Origin of the sequence: Streptomyces sp. Tu6071 (assembly GCF_000213055.1) — a bacterium.
GTDB classification, from domain to species: domain Bacteria; phylum Actinomycetota; class Actinomycetes; order Streptomycetales; family Streptomycetaceae; genus Streptomyces; species Streptomyces evansiae.
In genome coordinates this window covers 7,260,228-7,279,654 of record NZ_CM001165.1, presented here as the reverse complement: position 1 = coordinate 7,279,654, position 19,427 = coordinate 7,260,228, and the positions used below count along the sequence as shown (strand labels likewise).

The 19,427-nt window shown below is 74.4% G+C and carries 17 protein-coding genes; 10 read left to right on the top strand and 7 right to left on the bottom strand.

The window, feature by feature from the left end; genetic code table 11:
- Positions 1-3: 3 nt before the first annotated feature.
- Both STTU_RS31025 and STTU_RS31020 read right to left on the bottom strand, forming a co-directional pair.
- Positions 4-837 (bottom strand): aldo/keto reductase, encoded by an 834-nt coding sequence (locus tag STTU_RS31025; RefSeq protein WP_043256878.1) that lies wholly within the window; start codon positions 835-837, stop codon positions 4-6.
- Between the two features lie 130 nt (positions 838-967).
- Complete coding sequence (locus tag STTU_RS31020) at positions 968-2,260, bottom strand: YeeE/YedE family protein (protein ID WP_043256876.1); 1,293 nt, start codon at positions 2,258-2,260, stop codon at positions 968-970.
- A gap of 374 nt (positions 2,261-2,634) precedes the next feature.
- On the opposite strand from STTU_RS31020, the gene STTU_RS31015 reads away from it, so the two are divergent.
- Entirely contained in the window at positions 2,635-3,144 is a 510-nt protein-coding gene (locus tag STTU_RS31015; protein WP_007830247.1) for a GNAT family N-acetyltransferase, read from the top strand.
- A gap of 161 nt (positions 3,145-3,305) precedes the next feature.
- Here the strand turns inward: STTU_RS31015 and STTU_RS31010 are convergent, their stop codons facing one another.
- Both STTU_RS31010 and STTU_RS31005 read right to left on the bottom strand, forming a co-directional pair.
- Positions 3,306-3,680, bottom strand: coding sequence for a hypothetical protein (locus STTU_RS31010; protein ID WP_007830245.1), 375 nt, complete (start codon positions 3,678-3,680; stop codon positions 3,306-3,308).
- Positions 3,680-3,961: a hypothetical protein gene (locus STTU_RS31005; RefSeq protein WP_007830243.1), complete on the bottom strand. Its 282-nt coding sequence runs from the start codon at positions 3,959-3,961 to the stop codon at positions 3,680-3,682. Before STTU_RS31005 ends, STTU_RS31010 begins: the two co-directional genes overlap by 1 nt.
- Before the next feature lie 103 nt (positions 3,962-4,064).
- On the opposite strand from STTU_RS31005, the gene STTU_RS31000 reads away from it, so the two are divergent.
- The 3 genes from STTU_RS31000 (at position 4,065) to STTU_RS30990 (ending at position 6,406) form a co-directional block, all read left to right on the top strand.
- Positions 4,065-4,808: a phosphotransferase gene (locus STTU_RS31000; protein ID WP_007830242.1), complete on the top strand. Its 744-nt coding sequence runs from the start codon at positions 4,065-4,067 to the stop codon at positions 4,806-4,808.
- 38 nt (positions 4,809-4,846) lie between these two features.
- Positions 4,847-5,791 (top strand): ribose-phosphate diphosphokinase, encoded by a 945-nt coding sequence (locus STTU_RS30995; RefSeq protein WP_007830240.1) that lies wholly within the window; start codon positions 4,847-4,849, stop codon positions 5,789-5,791.
- A gap of 207 nt (positions 5,792-5,998) precedes the next feature.
- Positions 5,999-6,406: a rodlin gene (locus tag STTU_RS30990; protein WP_007830239.1), complete on the top strand. Its 408-nt coding sequence runs from the start codon at positions 5,999-6,001 to the stop codon at positions 6,404-6,406.
- Between the two features lie 115 nt (positions 6,407-6,521).
- On the opposite strand, the gene nrfD is transcribed toward STTU_RS30990, so the two are convergent.
- The 3 genes from nrfD to fdh form a co-directional block, all read right to left on the bottom strand.
- Positions 6,522-7,445 (bottom strand): NrfD/PsrC family molybdoenzyme membrane anchor subunit, encoded by a 924-nt coding sequence (gene nrfD / locus STTU_RS30985; RefSeq protein WP_007830238.1) that lies wholly within the window; start codon positions 7,443-7,445, stop codon positions 6,522-6,524.
- A 68-nt stretch (positions 7,446-7,513) separates the two neighbouring features.
- On the bottom strand, positions 7,514-8,461 hold the full coding sequence (locus tag STTU_RS30980) for a 4Fe-4S dicluster domain-containing protein (protein ID WP_043256874.1): 948 nt from the start codon (positions 8,459-8,461) through the stop codon (positions 7,514-7,516).
- The gene (gene fdh, locus STTU_RS30975) at positions 8,458-11,718 is read right to left on the bottom strand and encodes a formate dehydrogenase (protein ID WP_043256873.1); all 3,261 of its coding nucleotides are present in this window, start codon (positions 11,716-11,718) and stop codon (positions 8,458-8,460) included. Before fdh ends, STTU_RS30980 begins: the two co-directional genes overlap by 4 nt.
- A 255-nt stretch (positions 11,719-11,973) precedes the next feature.
- Between fdh and STTU_RS30970 the strand changes: the two genes are divergently transcribed.
- From STTU_RS30970 to STTU_RS30945, 6 genes are all read left to right on the top strand, one after another.
- On the top strand, positions 11,974-13,371 hold the full coding sequence (locus tag STTU_RS30970) for a sensor histidine kinase (RefSeq protein ID WP_007830234.1): 1,398 nt from the start codon (positions 11,974-11,976) through the stop codon (positions 13,369-13,371).
- Positions 13,372-13,381: 10 nt separating this feature from the next.
- Positions 13,382-14,047 carry a response regulator transcription factor gene (locus STTU_RS30965; RefSeq protein WP_007830233.1) on the top strand — a complete coding sequence of 222 codons (666 nt, stop codon included), beginning with the start codon at positions 13,382-13,384 and terminating at the stop codon, positions 14,045-14,047.
- Positions 14,048-14,241: 194 nt separating this feature from the next.
- A complete protein-coding gene (locus STTU_RS30960) occupies positions 14,242-15,435 on the top strand; it encodes a glycosyltransferase 87 family protein (protein ID WP_043256870.1) in 1,194 nt (397 codons plus the stop codon).
- Positions 15,436-15,445: 10 nt separating this feature from the next.
- Positions 15,446-17,092, top strand: a complete 1,647-nt coding sequence (gene murJ / locus STTU_RS30955; protein WP_043257871.1) for a murein biosynthesis integral membrane protein MurJ — start codon at positions 15,446-15,448, stop codon at positions 17,090-17,092.
- Between the two features lie 43 nt (positions 17,093-17,135).
- Entirely contained in the window at positions 17,136-18,131 is a 996-nt protein-coding gene (locus STTU_RS30950; RefSeq protein ID WP_007830230.1) for a threo-3-hydroxy-L-aspartate ammonia-lyase, read from the top strand.
- Positions 18,132-18,184: 53 nt separating this feature from the next.
- The gene (locus tag STTU_RS30945; RefSeq protein WP_007830229.1) at positions 18,185-19,402 is read left to right on the top strand and encodes an aminotransferase class V-fold PLP-dependent enzyme; all 1,218 of its coding nucleotides are present in this window, start codon (positions 18,185-18,187) and stop codon (positions 19,400-19,402) included.
- The last annotated feature ends 25 nt before the right edge of the window (positions 19,403-19,427 follow it).

Genomic DNA, 19,427 nt, shown 5'->3' with positions numbered 1-19,427 from the left:
CGCTCAGAACTCCTCGTGCGTGTCCGGGTCGCCGCCGAGCCTGCGCTCCGGGCGCTCGCCGATGCGGCGCAGCTCGTCGTCGGACAGCTCGAAACCGAAGACGTCGAGGTTGGCGCGCTGCCGGCCGGGGTCGGCGGACTTCGGCACGGGCAGGGCACCGAGCTGGAGGTGCCAGCGCAGCACCGCCTGCGCCGGGGTGACCCCGTGGCGGGCGGCGACCTCGCCGATCGCGGGATCGTCGAGCAGTTCGCTGCCCCGGCCCAGCGGGCTCCAGCTCTGCGTCACGATCGCCTTCTCGCGGTGGAAGGCGCGCAGTTCGTCCTGCGGGAGCAGCGGGTGCATCTCGATCTGGTTGACGGTGGGCAGCACGCCCGTCTCGGCCTCCAGGCGGCGCACGTGCTCCGGCGTGAAGTTCGAGACGCCGAGGGAGCGGACCAGGCCCTCGTCGCGGAGCTTGATCATCGCGCGCCAGGAGTCCACGTACTTCCCGACGCGGGGCAGCGGCCAGTGGATGAGGTACAGGTCGACGTACTCGACGCCGAGGCGCTGCCGCGAGGCGTCGAAGGACTTCAGCGTCTCCTCGTAGCCGTGGTCGCGCCCGGGGAGCTTCGTCGTGACGTACAACTCCTCGCGCGGCAGTCCGCAGGCGGCGATCCCGCGCCCGGTGCCGGTCTCGTTGCGGTAGTTGACCGCCGTGTCGAAGAGGCGGTAGCCGGAGGCGGCGGCGGTGCGGACCGCGCTCTCGGCTCCGGCGTCGTCCAGCGGGTAGGTGCCCAGGCCGAGCGCGGGCAGGCGGTGGCCGTCGCTCAGGCCGCGCAGTGGTGCGGGGGTCGTCATACGGGCGCACTCCTCGTGGCGGGGCCCGGCGGGCCCGTTCCCCTCCTCACCTACCACGCGTCCCGGACGCCACACGCGAACGGGGGCCGCTCCCGCGCCGTACGCGGTCGAGCGGCCCCCGGACGGCGCGTCAGCACACGCTGTCGGTGGGCTTCGGGTTGCCGAGGCCGAAGAGGGGGCGCAGCTTGAGGCCCGCGTACGTGCCGAGGAGCGCGACGGCGCCCCAGATCCAGCCGTGCAGGCTGCCCGAGGCGATGCCCGCGAGGTAGGCGCCGATGTTGCAGCCGCCCGCCATGCGCGCGCCGATGCCCATGAGGACACCGCCGAGGACGCCCGCGAGGGCGGTGCGGGCCGGGATCGAGCGGTGCAGGGTCCAGACGCCGCCCGCGGCGGCGGCGACACCCGCGCCGATCATGATGCCGAAGTCCGTGAGGCTGTTCTTGTCGGCGAGGACCGGGCCGTGCAACTGCGCCGCGTTGCCCGCCTGCTGCCAGTACGCCCAGCCGGAGGGGTCGCCGCCGAGCAGGTCGGCGATGCGGCTGCCCCACAGCGCGAAGGCGCTCGTGACCCCCCAGGCGCCGCCGGAGACGAGGAGCACGCCCGCGCCGAGCACGGCGAGGACGAGGGCGCCGGCCCACAGCGTCCAGGAGCCGCGCAGCACGCGCGCGGCGGCCGTGCGCGCGGACGGCGGCACGCCCACCGGCGGCGGGTTGCGGCGGGCCTGGACGCGGCGCGCGACGGCGTACACGACGGCGAGCGCGACGAGCGTCACGGCGAGGGAGCCGCCCCAGCCGCCGAAGTGGTCGGAGAAGAGGAAGGGATCGGCGGCGGGGAGGTCGCGCCACAGCTCCCACTGCCAGGCGGCGAGCGTCGAGCCCGCGACGAAACCGGCCAGCGTGAGGACGATCGTGCTCTGTCCCGAACCGACCGCGAAGAGCGTCCCGGAGGCGCAGGCGCCGCCGAGCTGCATCCCGACGGCGAAGAGGAACGCGCCGATGAGCAGGCCGAATCCGATCGGTCCCGCGCTCGGCGCGGGCGTGGTGCCGAAGAGTCCGGTCCCGGTGCCGATGACGAGCGCGAAGAGCGCGGCGGTCGTACCGAGGAGGAGGGTGTGGGCGCGCAGCCCGGTGCCGTTGCCGACCGCGATGAGCTGCCGCCAGGCGGAGGTGAAGCCGAAGCGGGAGTGGAAGAGCGCGACGCCGAGGGCGATGCCGAGCAGGAGCAGCACGCCGGGCTTGGCGCCGTGCTCGGACCAGGTCCAGGCGGTGAGCCCGGCGCCGATGACGGCGGCGACGGCGAGCGGGATCTTGTTGACGGGCGGCAGGGGCTCGGCAGCGGGCGGCGGGGCGCTCGTGGATACGGGGGCGAGCGGTCCCCTGCGGCTTGCCGGGGTGTCCGCCGTGGGAGCGGGGGCGGTGGTCACGGGGGTGCCTTTCGGGCGGTGGGTGCGGTGCGACGCGGCGGCCCAGGGGGACGGGCGGATCGCTGGGTGGACACGACTGTCCGGATGGCGGGACGCGCAAAGGTACGGGGGTACGTCACCGGGTGCGCGTACGGACGGGAGCAGGTGTCAGCGACGACACAGAGCGTCGTCAACGCTCCAGGAGGTGGCGGCGAAGAGCGCCAGACTGAGAGTGCGTGCCGGTCCGTGCATGCGGACACGATAATCAGACGTTTGGCCGACGTCGCCCCCGCGTCTCGCGATGCGGGACGAAAACCGTTGAGGAGTGAGACGGGTCACGGGTCGGAGCGGTGATGCGCTCACCGGGGACCGGTGACCGGCGGTAGACAGTCCGGATGACGGACACGAGACACGGCCCGCTTCGGCTGCGCCCCGCGCACGAGCGGGACGCCCCCTTCCTGGAGCGGATGCTCCTGGAGGCGTTCCACTGGGACCGCCCGCGCTTCGCCCTCGCCGAACTCCTCGCTCTGCCCCGGGCCGCGCACTACGTGAGCGGCTGGCCGGGGGCCGGGGACTTCGGCGTCGTGGCGGAGGACGCGCGGGGGCGGGGGCTGGGGGCCGCGTGGGCTCGCCACTTCCCGGCCGACGATCCGGGGTACGGGCATGTCTCGCCGACCCTCCCGGAGTTGACGCTCGCCGTCGTCCCCGGGGAGCGGGGCACAGGCGTGGGCGGCGCGCTGCTCGACGCGCTGGTCCTGGCGGCGGAGGAGGCGGGGTGCCCGGGGCTGAGCCTGAGCGTCGAGGACGGCAACCGGGCGCGCGGGCTCTACGAGCGGCGCGGCTTCGTGCCCGTGGGACGCGAGGGGGACGCGGACACGTTGGCGCTCCGCTTCGGGGGCCGATGAGCCGGACGGGCACACGGCGAGGACGCCACCGCGCACCCCCTCCCCCACCACCCGACGCACGCTCGGCCACCGCGTACCGGCGCTCTCCCCACCACCCGACGCACGGCTCGGCCACCGCATACAGCCGCTTCCCCGCTGCCCGCCGCCGCCCCGGTCTGCGCTCAGATGCGCCAGCCGCGCAGCCGTTCCGCCACCGCGTACAGGTCCGCCCGGTCCGCGCCGATCTCCTTGATCAGCTCCGAGAGCGCTCCGTACGGCGGGTCTATGCCCTCGCCGCACTGGCCCATGTACTGGGCGGCGACCTGCGCCGCGTACAGGGAGTTGCGGTGCGGGAGGGGTTCGAGGCGGACGATCGTGTGGAGGAGCGCCGCCGCGCGCCAGGCCGCGTCGGGGTCCGAGGCCGCGAGGGTCGGCATGGTGGTGCGGTGCCGGGAGACGGCGGCGACGAGCGCCGAGTAGTCGGCGACCGAGACGTCCTCGGGTACGGCCCGCTCCTGGACGTCGAGGAGCCAGGCCACGTCCACGAACAGGGCCATCAGGCGACGCTCTTCCCTCCGCCGTGACCGCGCCCGTGCGCCTGCGCGCCGCCGTGACCGGGGGCGCGGCGCCGCGGGGGTATCTCCGTGGGGAAGGCCGCGTCGAACTCCTCGCGCAGCCGGTCGCCCCAGTCCAGCGCCCCCGACACGAACTGCTTGCGCTGGTGCTCCCTGACGCCGAGGTCGTGCAGGTACTGCTTGAGGCTCTTGCCCTCGGCCGCCGCGGCGGCCCTGACGCCTTCCAGCTCCTCTTCGGTGAAGGACACGTTGAGTGACGGCATGCGGGCCAGGGTACCTAGTCGGTACCTGCCCGTGAAGGGTAATGAGCCGTCAAGTGACGCAAGGAACGGACAAGTTCGGTCCCGACGTGGTGGTATTCCGGTCATGACGGGTGACAAGTCGCCAGGCGGGGCCGCGGACGGGCCTACCGGCGGGTCGTGGGGGGAACTGATCGGTTCCGGGCGCAGCGCCGACGTGTACGCGCTCGGCGCCGAGTGGGTGGTGCGCAGGTACCGCTCGGCGCGGGACACCGCGGCGGAGGCGGCCGTGATGCGCCGCGTCGCCTCGTACGGCTATCCGCTCCCCGCCCTGCGCCCCGGGCCCTTCGCCGCGAACGAGATGGTCGTGCGCCGGATCGAGGGGCCGACGCTCGCGCGGGCGCTCACGACCGGGGACGCGAGCGCGGCGGAGGGTGCCGCGCTGCTCGCCGCTCTCCTGCGGCGGCTGCACCGCGTCCCCCCGCCGGAGGGCGCTCCCGCCGGGCACCGGCTGCTCCACCTCGACCTGCACCCGGAGAACGTGCTGCTCTCCCCCGCCGGTCCCGTCGTCATCGACTGGGAGTCGGCGGCGGTGGGCCCGCCGGGTCTCGACTGGGCGTCGAGCGCGCTGATCCTCGCCGAGGCGAGCCTGCGGCTCGACGTCGCCGCTCTCATCGAGCTGTTCCTGCCGGAGTTCCTGGTCCTCGCCCCGCCGGAGCTGGGCACGTACCTGACGGCGGCCCGGGAGCGGCGCGAGAGGATACCGGGGCTCACGGCGGAGGAACGCGCGCTCCCCGGCGCGGCGTTCGCGCTCCTCCCCCCGCTCTGGGCGGACGCGCGTGCTCGCTACGATGCCGAGCGGCATCCGTAGACCGACCGACGCCCCCAAGACCGTAGGAGAGCCGGTTCGTGCGAGACATCGCCGTCTTCAGTGGTAGTGCCCATCCCGAACTCGCGGCGGAGGTGTGCCGGCACCTGGAAGTGCCGCTCTCGCCCGCGCGGATCAACCGCTTCGCCAACGACTGCCTGGAGGTGCAGCTGGAGGCGAACTGCCGGGAGCGGGACGTGTTCCTGATCCAGCCGCTCGTCGCGCCGGTGCAGGAGCACCTCGTCGAACTGCTCATGATGTGCGACGCGGCGCGCGGCGCCTCGGCGGGGCGGATCACCGTCGTCATGCCGCACTACTCCTACGCCCGTTCCGACAAGAAGGACATGCCGCGCATCTCGCTCGGCGGGCGGCTCGTCGCCGACCTCCTCGTGACGGCGGGCGCGAGCCGGGTCCTCGCGCTGACCCTGCACTCGCCGCAGGTCCACGGCTTCTTCTCGGTCCCCGTCGACCACCTGCACGCGCTGCGGGAACTGGCCACGCACTTCCGCAAGCTGGACCTGTCGAACACGACGGTGGTCTCGCCCGACCTCGGCAACGCGAAGGAGGCCGCGGCCTTCGCGCGGCTGCTCGGCACACGGGTCGCGGCGGGCGCGAAACAGCGCTTCGAGGACGACAAGGTGTCGATCAGCGCGGTCATCGGCGACGTCGCCGACCGCGACGTCATCGTCCTGGACGACGAGATCGCGAAGGGCAGCACGGTCCTCGAACTGCTCGACCGGTTGCGGGAGCTGGGGGCGCGTTCGGTGCGGGTCGCGTGTACGCACGGGCTCTTCGCCTCGGGCGCTCTCAAGCGGCTGAGCGAGCAGCCGGAGATCCTGGAGATCGTGTGCACCAACTCGGTGCCGGTCCCCGAGGCCGAGCGCACCGAGAAGCTGACGGTGCTCTCGGTGGCTCCCGCGCTCGCAGAGGCGGTCCGGCGCATCCACAACGGCGAGTCGGTGAGCGCCCTCTTCGACGGGCTCTAGGAGCCGGACGGGCCGCGTGACCGCGTCCAACGTCCCAGGTCGCGGCCGGTCACGGTTGGCGGCACGGGATGCTCCGTACGGGGGACGGGGCGAAACCAGGACGCCGCTGAGCGGTTGTGCAGCGTGTCCCGCTCACGGGGCACCGGCCACCCGGGCTCCCGGGTCCGCCGGGTGGTCACGCAGTCCGACTCATCAGGAGCACGTTTCATGAAGAAGTACCTCGCCGCCGCCGCGCTGTCCGCGTCCGTCGCCGGTGTCGCGATGGCCGCGGCCCCCGCGATGGCGCTCGCCGACGACGGCGGCACCACCTCGGTGAGCGGCAACGGTGCCGCGGACGCCTTCGGCAACTCGACGACCGCCGGTGACCAGAGCCCGCAGGCCAGCCTCGTGAGCGACAGCCTCAACAAGCTGTGCCTCGGCGTCCCGGTCAAGGCCAACGTCGGTTCCCTCGTCGGCCTGCTCGTGCCGGTCGCCGTCCAGGACGTCAACGTCCTGTCGTCGCCGCAGAACCAGCAGTGCGCGGACAACTCCTCGCAGGCGAAGGGCGACGAGCCCCTCTCGCACCTCGTGGAGGACATCCCGGTCCTGTCGGCGAACGGTGTGCGCAACGGCTGACCGCCCGCGGGTCCCGGTGGCCGGTCCCTCCCGTGCGTACGTCGTACGGGAGGGACCGGCCACCGGCCTGTTCAGCCCCGGCCACCGGCCTGTTCAGCCCCGGCCACCGGCCTGTTCAGCTCCCGCCACCGGACCGTTCGGCCCCCGCGCGCTCGGCGAGCCGCGCCCGCTGGGGCTCCACGACGTGGCGCGGGTCCTCGGTCGAGGCGACCCCGGCGGCGAAGACGCCGAAGCGGGTGCAGGCGGAGCCCCCGAGGAGCGCGAGCCCGCCGAGCGCGGTCCCCGTCCGGCCCAGGCGCGGCCCGGCGAGGGCGGCGGCGGCGCCCGCGACGGTGAGCGCGCGAGCGGTACGGAGCAGGGTGCCCGCGCGCCCCTCGCGCCAGGTCTCCGCGACGGGTTCCCCGAGCGCCCGCTCCGCGCGGTGGCTCGCGAGGAGGTCCCCCGTGGCGGCCAGGGCGGCGGCGCAGCGCGCGGGGCCGTGCTCGCACGGGGGGCCGAGGACGAGGGCCGCGCCGGAGGCGGCGGCGGTCGCCGAGGCCGCGAAGAGGTAGGGGAGTTCCCGGTGGACGCCGTGCCAGGCGGGCACGGCGGTGTCGGCGGCGAGCACGGCGGTGTACGTGGCGACGCCGGAGCCGGTGAGCGCGGCGCCGAGGGTCGCGGCGGTGCCGAGGCGTGGGAGGCGGCCCGAGACGGCGGTGAGCGCGGCGAGGCCGGCGCAGGACCCGTACCCGCTCAGGAGCCAGGAGCCGACGCTCATCGGCGAGGTGGGCTTGAGGACCCGCAGCATGTTGACGAAGCGGGCGGGCCGTCCGAGGTCGTGGACGAGGGCGGCGGCCGAGAGGGCGACGGCGCCGAGCGAGGAGAGCTTGAGGGCGTCCGCCGTCGTGTGCCGCCCGGTGAGGTGGGCCCCGGCGGCGAGCACGGAGCCCGCCCCGGCGAGGCCGCCGAGGAAGAAGTACCCGGCGATGTCGCTCGCGGCCCAGGACGGCCTCTTGAGGATGGGGCGCCCGTAGTACGAGGTGAACTCGGCCTTCGGCAAGACGAGTTGTTCGCCTCTCCTGGCCTTGCGGCGGCGGGGGCGCTCTGGTCGGCTCTCGGCGGGGGCGGTCATCGGCGGGCCTTCCTGAGGGCGGCGAGGGCGGCGGGCAGGACGTGGGCGGTGGTCGCCGTGGTGAGCAGGCCGAGCGCGGCGAGTCCCGCGTGTTTCCACATCGCGGGCAGGTCGCGGGTCGTGACGACGGGGTCGGGCGGGAGCCCGTAGACCTCGGGTTCGTCGAGGAGGAGGAAGAAGGCGCCGTCGCCGCCGACGCCGTCGTCCGGTTCGTGCCCGTAGAGGCGGGCCTCGGTGACGCCCGCCTCGTGGAGCTGGTCGACCCGCAGGGCCGCGCGTGCGCGGAGTTCGTCGAGCGGCCCGTACTGGATGGACTCGGTGGGGCACGCCTTGGCGCAGGCCGGTTCCTGCCCGGCGCCGAGCCGGTCGTAGCACATCGTGCACTTGAAGGCGCGGCCGTCGCCCTCGCGCTGCTCGATGACGCCGTAGGGGCAGGCGCTGACGCAGTAGCCGCAGCCGTTGCAGATGTCCTGCTGGACGACGACCGTGCCGAACTCGGTGCGGAAGAGGGAGCCGGTGGGGCAGACGTCGAGGCAGGCGGCGTGCGTGCAGTGCTTGCAGACGTCCGAGGACATGAGCCAGCGCACGCCCTGGGCGGGCAGGCCCTGGCCCGGGTCGGCGAGCGGGAGGCTCGTGCGGTCGCCGGGCCCCGGCGGCTCGGTGACCTCCACGGGGCGGGCTTGTTCGACGAAGGCGACGTGCCGCCAGGTCGAGGCGCCGAGGGCCTGGGTGTTGTCGTAGGACATGGCGCTCAGGCTCAGTCCGTCCTCGGGGACGGTGTTCCACTCCTTGCACGCCACTTCGCAGGCTTTGCAGCCGATGCACACGGAGGTGTCGGTGAAGAAGCCGACGCGGGGCGGGTGCGTGTCGTAGCCCGCGTCCCCCGCCGGGTCGGGCTCGGGTCCCGAGAGCAGGCTCTCGGCGTGTGCGGCGGTGTCGGTCATCGGGTCTCCTCGGCGTGCGGGCGCTCGGTGCCCGTGCGGGCGGTGATCCCGGCGCGGCGGCGGTAGTCGGCGACGAGGGCGGGCAGCGCGGGCCCGCGCGGGCGGCGCCCGGCGCGGATGTCGGCGGTGAGGGCCTTGTCCTCCTGGATGTGCGCGTCGGCGTCGAGGCTGATCGCCATGAGTTCGTTGGCCGCGTCGCCCGTGATGACACCGTTGGGGCCCCAGTGGAAGGGCATCCCGATCTGGTGGATCGTGCGGCCGTGCACGCGCAGGGGTTTCATGCGCTCGGTGACGAGGACGCGCGCCTCGATCGCGTTCCGGGCGGTGATGAGCGTCGCCCAGCCGCCGTGCGTGAGACCGCGCTCCTCGGCGAGTTCCGGCGAGAGTTCGCAGAAGAACTCCGGTTGCAGCTCGGCGAGATAGGGCGACCAGCGGCTCATGCCGCCCGCCGTGAAGTGCTCGGTGAGGCGGTGGGTCGTGACGATGTACGGGTAGACGTCGCTGCCCGGTTCCTCGCCGCTCGGGTGGTAGCGGTTGCCCTCGTGGGGCATGACCTTGCGTGCCGGGGCGCGCGAGACCGCACCGTACAGGGGGTTGCGGAAGGGCGAGTCCTGCGGCTCGTAGTGCGTGGGCAGCGGTCCGTCGTCGAGCCCCGCCGGGGCGTAGAGCCAGCCCTTGCCGTCGGCCTGCATGATGAACGGGTCGTCCCCGCCGAGCGCCGCGACGCCCGAGGCGTCCTCGGGCGGTACGTGCCCGGGAGCGAGGTCCGCCGGGAAGTCGGGCACGTCGTCGCCGGTCCACTCGCCGGCCTCGGCGTCCCACCACACGTACTTCTTGCGCGCGCTCCACGGGGTGCCGTCCGGCGCGGCCGAGGCGCGGTTGTAGAGCATGCGGCGGTTGGCGGGCCAGGCCCAGGCCCACTCCCCCGCGACCGGGCCCTGCAGGGCGGCGGGCGGGCGGCGCGCGGCCTGGTTGACGCCGTCCGCGTAGATGCCGCAGTAGATCCAGCAGCCGCAGGAGGTGGAGCCGTCGTCCTTGAGCTGGGTGTACGCGGAGAGCGGCCCGCCGCCGCGTGTCCTGCCGTTGATCTCGGCGAGGACCGCTTCCGCGACCGGCTCCTCGAGCGGCCCTTCGACGGGGTAGTCCCACGTGATGTCCTGGACCGCCTTGTCGCGCGGGTCCGTGGAGGCGGCGAGGCGTTCCTTGACGCGGCGGCCGAGGTGGTACATGAACCACAGGTCGCTGCGGGCGTCGCCCCCGGGTTCGACGGCGGCGTGCCGCCACTGCACCCACCGGTTGGTGTTGGTGAAGGACCCCGACTTCTCGGTGTGGGCGGCGGCGGGGAAGAAGAAGACCTCGGTGGGGATCTGCTCGGTGCGCAGTTCCCCGGTCTCGGTCTCGGGGCCGTCCTGCCACCACGTCGCGGACTCGATGAGGCTGAAGTCGCGCACGACGAGCCAGTCGAGCTTCGCCATGCCGAGGCGTTGCAGGCGGGTGTTGGCGGAGCCCACGGCGGGGTTCTCGCCCATGAGGAAGTAGCCCTTGCAGGTGCCGTCGAGCTGCGCCATGACGGTCTCGTAGGTGTTGTGCGCGCCGGTGAGCCGGGGCAGGTGGCCGAAGCACCAGTCGTTCTCCTCGGTCGCCGCGTCGCCGAACCAGGCGGTGAGGAGGCTGACCATGTAGGCGCGCATGTCGGCCCAGTAGCCCTTGTCGGTGCGCGTCGCCCCGATGAACGTGTCGAGCGTCTGGTGCGCGTGGGCGTGCGGCATCGGCAGGTAGCCGGGGAGGAGGTTGAAGAGCGTCGGGATGTCGCTGGAGCCCTGGATGGAGGCGTGGCCGCGCAGCGACATGATGCCGCCGCCGGGCCGGCCGATGTTGCCGAGGAGCAGTTGGAGGATGCTCGCGGCGCGGATGTACTGGGAGCCGACGGTGTGCTGGGTCCAGCCGACCGCGTAGCAGAAGGCGGTGGTGCGCTCGGGGCCCGAGTTGCTCGTGACGGCCTCGCACAGTTCGTCGAAGAGCGCGCGGGGGATGCCGCACGTCTCCTCGACGAGTTCGGGCGTGTAGCGGGCGAAGTGCCGTTTGAGGACCTGGTAGACGCAGCGGGGGTGCTGGAGGGTCTCGTCGCGGGGCGGGGTACGGGGGGCCTGGGCGCCGCCGGAGCCGTGTGCCTCGGAGCCCGCGTAGTTGCGCGCCCGCTCCTCGTACAGCTCGTCGGGGTCGCCGGTCGGGGCCTGTACCTCGACGCCCTCGTACTGCCAGCTGATCGGGTCGTACCGGCCGGTGTCCGGGTCGTAGCCGGAGAAGAGCCCGTCGAGGTCCTCGGTGTCGCGGAAGTCCTCGCTCACGAGGCTCGCGGCGTTGGTGTAGTGGACGACGTACTCGCGGAAGTCCTTCTCCTCGGTGAGCACGTGGCTGATGAGCGCGCCGAGCAGGACGATGTCGGTGCCCGCGCGCAGCGGGATGTGCGTGTCGGCGAGGGCGCTCGTGCGGCTGAAGCGCGGGTCGACGTGGATGACCTTCGCGCCGCGCTTCTTCGCCTCCATGACCCACTGGAAGCCGACGGGGTGGGCCTCGGCGAAGTTGGAGCCCTGGATGACGATGCAGTCGCTGTGCCGCAGATCCTGGAGGAACGTCGTGGCGCCGCCGCGCCCGAAGGAGGTGCCGAGCCCGGAGACGGTGGAGCTGTGGCAGACGCGGGCCTGGTTCTCGACCTGTACGACGCCGAGCGCGGTGAGGAACTTCTTGATGAGGTAGTTCTCCTCGTTGTCGAGCGTCGCGCCGCCGAGGCTCGCGATGCCCATCGTGCGCGCGGTGCGCACCCCGTCGCGCTCCCACTCCCAGGTCTCGGCGCGGGTGCGGATGACGCGCTCGGCGACCATGTCCATCGCCGTCTCCAGGTCGAGCGGCTCCCAGTCGGTGCCGTACGGCCTGCGGTACAGGACCTCGTGGCGGCGCGCGGGGCCCGTCGTGAGCTGGAGCGAGGCGGAGCCCTTGGGGCACAGGCGGCCCCGGCTGACGGGCGAGGCGGGGTCGCCCTCGATCTGCGTGACCTTCTCGCCCTTGACGTAGATCTGCTGGCCGCAGCCGACGGCGCAGTACGGGCACACCGAGCCGACGACGCGGTCGGCGGTGGCGGTACGGGGCCGCAGCCCGGCGGTCGCGGGCGAGCGTGCCGCGTGTCCCCGGCCGAGCGGGTCGGTCCCGGTGAGCTGCCGGTAGACCGGCCAGTCGGTGATCCAGGTGCGCAGGCCCATCGCGTACTCCCGTGACGGCGGCTCCGGCCCGGGGCCGGACGGTTCCCCTCCCGACCCTCCCCGTGAGCGCGGGGTCCGGCGAGCGGGCGGGCCCCGGGCGGGTGGCGCGGCCTCGGCGCCCCGCCCGTCGACGCCGTGGCGGCTGCCCGTGCGGGACGAACGCGGAGCGGGTGCGCGGATTCTGGCGGTCGTTAGGCTGACCGGGTGCGGCTCCGGGGCGGGGCGGCGGGTGGTGCGAGGGGGCCGGGGGACGGGATGGCTGCGGGGGCGGAGGGGGTCGCGAGGGCTGACGACGTCGTCGGCGCGGAGGGCTTCGCGCGGGCGGGCGTCCTGGAGGCGCGGGCGGACGGGGCGTGGGGGCGCGGGGCGGACGCGGAGGTGCGGGCGTACGCGGCGGACGTGCGGGCGACGGTGCGGCACCCGCTCGCCTTCCTGGGCTCGGCGCGGCCGTGGCGGTGTCTGCTCTTCGTCCTGGCGGGGCTGCCGCTGGGCCTGACGGTGCTCGCCGCGCTCGCCGCCGTCCTGGAGGTCGCGCTCGTGCTCACGCCGACCGGGGTCGGGCTGTTCCTCCCGCTGGGGTGTCTGCTGCTCGGGCTGCCGACGGCGCGGATCGAGGTGCGCCGGCTGCGGCTGCTGGGCGTGCGGCAGGCACTGCCCCGGCGGCGGCTGCCCCTGCGCCCCGGACTGCGGGGCTGGTCGCGGGCGCGGCTCGGTGAGCCCGCGACCTGGTGGCAGTGCGGGTACGCGCTCGTGCTCGGCACGCTGTACGCGGGCGCGGGCGCCCTGCTGCTCGCGCTGCTCGCCTTCGCGGGGGTGCTCGTGGTGACGCCGCTCGTCGTGTGGGCGCTGGCGCCCGAGACCGTGATGATCGTTCCCGGGCGGCCGGTCCCGGGGGCGTGGGCCGGGCTGTGGTGCACGGGCGCCGGGCTCCTCCTCGTCGTCGTCCTCGCGTGGCCGACGCTGCTGCTCGCCGCCGCCGAGGCCCGCCTCGCGCGGGCGATGCTGGCCCCGCGCGCGGGTGACAGGGTCATCGAGCTGACCCGGTCGCGGGTCAGGCTCGCCGACGCCTTCGAGGCCGAGCGCCGCCGCATCGAGCGGGACCTGCACGACGGGGCGCAGCAGCAACTCGTGGCCCTGACGATGACGCTCGGTCTGGCGCGGATGGAGCTGGGCGGGGAGGAGGCGCCGGGCGCGGCGCTCGTGGAGCGGGCCCGGGGCGAGGCGCGGCGCGCGCTGGAGCAGTTGCGCGAGCTGGTGCGCGGCATCCATCCGCAGGTGCTGACGGATCACGGGCTGCGGGCGGCGGTCGAGGAGGTGGCACGGCGCGGACCGCTGCCGGTGCGCGTGGACATCGCGCTGCCGCACCGGCTGCCCGCGCGGGTCGAGTCGACGGCGTACTTCACGATCACGGAGGCGCTGACGAACGCGGTGCGGCACAGCGGCGGGACGGAGGCCGTGGTGAGCGCGCGGCTGCGCGGCGGGCGGCTCGTGCTGCGGGTGCGGGACGACGGCCTGGGCGGCGCCGATCCGGCCGCGGGCAGCGGGTTGCTCGGGCTCGCGGAGAGACTCGCCGTCCTGGACGGGCGGCTGGAGGTGTCGAGCCCGAAGGGCGGGCCGACGGAGGTACGGGCGGAGGTGCCGTGCGAGGAGTAACGGTGGAGGCGTGGTGCGCGTAGTGCTCGCGGAGGACGCGGTGCTGCTGCGGGCGGGGCTCGAGGAGCTGCTCGAACGGGCGGGGCACGAGGTGGTCGCCGCGGTCGGCGAGGCGGAGACGCTGCGTCAGGCGGTGGAGCGCGAGAGGCCCGGCATCGTGGTGACGGATGTGCGGATGCCGCCGGGGTTCCGGGACGAGGGGCTGCGCGCGGCGCTCGCGCTGCGCGCCGCGCACCCGGGGCTGCCGATCCTCGTCCTGTCGCAGTACGTCGCCTCTGCGTACGCGACGCGGCTCGTCCTGGAGAGCCCGCCGGGCGGCGGCCTCGGCTATCTCCTGAAGGACCGCGTGGGCGAGGTCGCCGAGTTCTTGGAGGCGCTGCGGCGGGTGGGGGCGGGTGAGACGGTCATCGATCCGGAGGTCGTACGGGTCCTGCTCGGCCACCGCGCGGCGACGCACCCGCTCGGCAGGCTCACCCCGCGCGAGCGGGAAGTCCTCGCGCGCATGGCGGAGGGCGGGACGAACCAGTCGATCGCGAAGACCCTGGGCGTGACCGAGGCGGCGGTCGTCAAGCACGCGAGCAACATCTTCATGAAGCTCGACCTCGATCCGGCCGAGGGCAATCGGCGGGTCCTCGCGGTCCTGGCCCACCTGCGGGCGCACGAAGGGGACCGGTGACACGGACGAGGAGACGGGTCACGAGGAGGAGCGCGGTGGCACGGACCGGCGGCGCCCCTGCCGCGAGGTAGGCGAAACCCCACCACCGGACTCCACTTACCGCCCGTGACCTGGGCTTTCCCTTCTCCTGGAATGGAGGGATGACTCTTCGGGAACGACGCGGACTCCGGATACCTGACGGTGTCCCCGGCCGCGTGTGGTGTGCCGTCCTCCTCGGGTGCTGCCTCTTCGCACTCGGCCTGTGCGCGGTGAGCACGCAGGGCCCGCACCGCGTGTGGGGCGGCTGCGCGGGGGCCGGGTACGGGCTCGCGGCGTGGTGCGCGGCGCGGGGGCACGGGCGGTGGGCCGTGCGGTGCGCGGTGGGCGGGGCGCTCGTGGTGCCGGGTGTGTACCTGCTCGCGCGGGGGGCCGGGCAGAGCGAGGTGTTCGTCCTGGAGCGGGCCGCACAGCACCTCGTCCGCACGGGTACTCCGTACGAGAGCGCGCCGGTCGACGTGGCCGGCTACACCCCGTACCTCCCGGGCGCCGCGCTGCTCGGGCTGCCTTCGCTCGTGCTGCCGGGGCCGCCGGGGGACGCGCGGGTGTGGTGCGCGGTGGTGTTCCTGTGCTGTCTGCGGGCGGCGCGGCCCACGGGTGGTGCGCGGCGGTACGGGCGCGGGCTCGCGGTGCTGTGCGCGGCGCCGCCCTTCGCGCTGGCCTGTGTGGTGAGCGGTGTCGACCTGCCGGTGGCGGGGGTGTGCGTCCTCGGGCTCGCGCTCGCGGGGCGGGGGCGGGCGGGGTGGGCGGGTATCGTGCTCGGTCTCGGGTGCGCGGTGAAGTGGACGGTGTGCCCGGCGCTCGCGGTGGCGGCCGTGCTGCTCGCCGGGCGGACCCGTACCCGTCGCCGCACGTCCGTCCTCGCCCCCCTCGCCCTCGGCACCTGCGTCCCGCTCGCCGTCCTCGTCCTGCCCTGGGTCCTCGTTTCTCCCGGGGTGCTCGTGGAGCAGGTCTTCGCGTTCCCCTCGGGGCACGGGCGGCTCGCGACGCCGGCGGCGAGCCCGCTGCCCGGCCGGCTGCTCGCGGGGCTCGGTCCCGCCGGGTGGTGGTGCGCGCTGGTGGTGCTGCTGCTCGCGGCGGGCGCCGTGGGGTGGTGGCTCCTGCGCAGGCCGCCGCGTACGGCGGGTGCGGCGGCGGTGCGGCTCGCGGTGGGGCTGGGCGCCGCCTTCGCGCTCGCGCCCGCCTCGCGCTTCGGTTACTTCGTCGTGCCCTTCGCTCTGTGCGGCTGGGCGACGCTCGTGTCCGGGCCCGCGGCGCAGAGCGGGACGGGACGGGACGGGACGGGCGTTTCACCAGGTGGGAAGGGCCTTGCTGGGCCCACCGGTCACAGGACGGGAACGGCGACCCCATAGAGTGCCCGTCATGACGGAGGGGATACGCACCGCCCCCGGCGGTGTGCAGGCTCGGGGGCGGCACAAGAAGAAGAGCGGACTCGCACGTTCCTCGCTGCTCATGGCGGCCGGCACGATGGCGTCGCGGGCGACGGGACTGATCCGCCAGGTGCTGCAGGGGGTCGCGCTCGGCACGGGTCTGCTCGCGAGCACGTACAACACGGCGAACACGGTTCCCACGAGCCTGTACACGCTGCTCATCGGCGGGGCGCTCAACGCGGTCCTCGTGCCGCAGCTGGTGCGGGCCAGGATGCGGGACGCCGACGGGGGCCTCGCCTACGAGCAGCGGCTCGTCACGCTCGTCCTGGTGGTGCTCGGCATCGGCTCGGTCGCGGCGGTGCTCGCGGCGCCGCAGATCGTCAGCGTGTACCTGCCCGACACCCCGGACCAGCACGAGGCGTACCAGCTCACGGTGACGTTCGCGCGGTACCTGCTGCCGCAGATCTTCTTCTACGGGCTGTACGCGATCTACGGGCAGGTGCTCAACGCCCGCGAGCGCTTCGGCGCGATGATGTGGACCCCCGTCCTCAACAACTTCGTCCTCATCGCGATGTTCGGCGGCTACCTGACGCTGCTGACGGTGCCCTCGGACGTCGCGGGTGTCACGGCGCTGCACGTGCGCTGGCTCGGGATCGGCACGACGGGCGCGCTCGCGCTGCAGGCGCTCGCGCTCATCCCCTTCGCGCGCGCCGCCGGTTTCCGCTTCCGGCCGCGCTTCGACTGGCGCGGCACGGGTCTCGGTCCCTCGCTCGCGGCGGCGCGGTGGACGCTGCTCTTCGTCCTCGCGAACCTGACGGCGATGACGGTCGTGACGCACTACGCGAACCTCGTCGACACGCAGGCGCCGGACGCGGGCGCGGGGTACTCGGCGTACTCGTACGCGCAGACGATCTGGATTCTCCCGCAGTCGCTTGTGACGGTGTCCGTGGTGACGGCGCTGCTGCCGCGGCTGAGCCGCGCGGCTGCCGCCGGGGAGCTGCGGCAGTTGCGCGCGGACCTCGCGCGGGCGCTGCGCATGACCAACGCGTTCATCGTGCCCGCCGCCTTCCTCTTCGCGGCGCTCGGCCCGGAGATCGCGGTCCTGCTCTTCCAGCACGGCGCGGTCAAGACGACGGTGCCGCTCGGTCAGATGCTCCAGGTGCTCGGGCCCGGTCTCATCCCGTTCTCGATGCAGTTCGTCCTCCTTCGCGGCTTCTACGCCTTCGAGGACACGCGGACGCCGTTCTTCATGGCCGCGCTCATCGCGGCGGTGAACATCGTGCTCGCCTACGCGTGTCACGTCGTGCTCCCGGCGAAGTCGGCGGTCGTCGGGATGGCGGCGGCGTACGGCGTGAGCTACCTCGTGGGCCTCGTGGTGACGACGAAGCTGCTGCGCAAGAAGACCCGCAGACGGCTCGGCGGCAAGCTCGTCTCGGCGCACTTCCGGCTCTTCGTCGCCTCGGGCGCCGCCGCGCTCGCCGCGGCGGTGGTGGTACGGGTCGCCGAGCGGCCCGGCACGCTGGGCCTCGCGATCGCCCTCGTGGCGGCGCTGCTCGTGGCCGGGGTCGTGTACCTGCTGTTCGCGCGGGTCCTCGGCATCCGCGAGCTGGACCGCTTCACGCGCAGGAAGGCCGCGTAGGCCCGGGGCCGGGCCGCCCCGGGCGTGTCCTAGGCTCGCGCGCATGACCGCTGACGCCGTGCCCGCTGCCGCCCTCCCCCGCTACCCGGACGTCGTGGCCGCCGCCGCGCGCCTCGCGGGCGTCGCGCACCGCACGCCGGTGCTGCGCTCGCGGCTGCTCGACGCGCGCACAGGCGCGGAGGTGCACTTCAAGTGCGAGAACTTCCAGCGGATGGGCGCCTTCAAGTTCCGGGGCGCCTACCACGCGCTGTCCCGGTTCGACGCGGACCAGCGGGCCGCGGGGGTCGTCGCGTACTCCTCGGGCAACCACGCGCAGGCGGTCGCGCTCGCGGCGCGGCTGCTCGGCATCGAGGCGACGATCGTGATGCCCGAGGACGCCCCGGAGAGCAAGCTCGCGGCGACGCGGGGCTACGGCGGCGAGGTGGTGCTCTACGACCGGTACGCGGGCGACCCGGCGCCGATCGCGGCGGACCTCGCCGCCCGGCGCGGACTCGTCTTCGTGCCGCCCTTCGACCACCCCGACATCATCGCGGGCGCGGGCACGGCGGCCCTGGAGCTAATCGAGGAGACAGGGCCGCTCGACGCGCTGTTCGTGCCGCTCGGCGGGGGCGGGCTGCTCTCGGGCACGGGGCTCGTCGCGCGCGAGATCGCCCCGGGGTGCGCGCTGTTCGGCGTGGAGCCCGAGGCGGGCGACGACGGCAGGCAGTCGCTCGCGCGCGGCGAGATCGTGACGATCGACCCGCCGCGCACCCTCGCGGACGGCGCGCAGACCCTCGCGCTCGGCAAGCTGACGTTTCCCCTCGTCAGGGAGGCGGTGACGGACATCCTCGCGGTCCCCGACGACGCCCTCGCGCCGTGCCTGCGGGACGTCGCGACGTACCTGAAGATCGTCGTCGAGCCGACCGCCGTGCTGGGTCTCGCCGCGCTGTACGCGGAGGCGGAGCGGTGGCGGGGCAAGCGGGTCGGGGTCCTGGTGACCGGCGGCAACGTCGACCTGGAGAGGTACGCCGGGCTGCTCGCCGGAACGCGCACGTCGTAGCCTCGAACACGCGGCGTGCCACGAGGCGCGCCGCGTCCGAGGAAAGGCTTGGGATGACGACGCAGGCGCAGAAGCCGGGGACCAGCGGCAGCGAGGCGACGGGGGCCCCGGGTCCCGCCGATTTCGCGCTCGACCCGGAGGTACGCCACCTCAACCACGGTTCCTTCGGCACCGTGCCGCGCCCCGTGCTCGACCGGCTCGCCGCGCTGCGCGCCGAGATGGAGAGCAATCCCGACGCGTGGTGGCGGACGCTGACGGGGCGGATCGCCGCGGCGCGCGCCGCGGTCGCCGCCTTCCTGCGCACCGCGCCCGACTCGCTCGCCTTCGTGCCGAACGCGAGCGCGGGCGCGAGCACGGTCCTCGCCTCGCTGCGCTTCACGCGCGGCGCGCGCATCCTCATGACGGACCACACGTACGGCGCGGTCGCGATGGGCGCGCGCCGCGTCGCCGCGCTGCACGGCGCCGTCGTGGACACCGTGCACGTGCCGCTCGACGCGTCCACGGAGCACATCAGGTCGCTGTTCGCGCGGGAGCTGGGGTCCGGGGCGCCGGTGGAACTCGTCGTGGTGGACCAGATCACCTCGCCGACCGCCCGCCTCTTCCCGCTCCCGGAGATCGTCGCCGAGGCGCACGCGGCCGGGGCGCGGGTCCTGGTCGACGGGGCTCACGCTCCCGGACTGCTCGCCGATCCGCTGGGGCACGCCTCGGGCGCCGACTACTGGACGGGCAACCTGCACAAGTGGGTGTGCGGCCCGCGCGGCACGGCGGCGCTCGTCGCCGCCGAGGACGTGGCGCAGGACCTGGTGCCGCTCGTGAACTCGTGGGGCGCCCCGAACCCGTACCCGCACCGCTTCGACGAGCAGGGCACGCAGGACGTCACGGGGTGGCTCGCGGTGCCCGGCTCGCTCGCGTTCTTCGCGGAGCGCGGCGGCTGGGACGCGGCGCGCGCGACGATGGACCGCACGGTCACGGCGGCGCAGGCGCTCCTCGCCGAGGCCCTGCACGCCGACCTCTCGGGGGTCACCGTGAACGAGGCCCTGGCGATGCGGCTGATACCCCTCGCGCCCGTCCTCGCGACGGATCCGGACCGGGCGGCGGCGCTCCAGCGGCGTGTCGCCGCGGAACTGCGCTGCGAGGTCTCGATCACGTCGTGGGACGGGCGCGGATTCCTGCGGCTGTCGGCGCACGTCTACAACCGTCCCGAGGAGTACGAGTACCTCGCCGAGCGGCTGCCCGCGCTGCTCACCGCGGCGGCACGCGAGGCGGCCTGAGACAGCGTCGGGGCGGGCGGCGGGA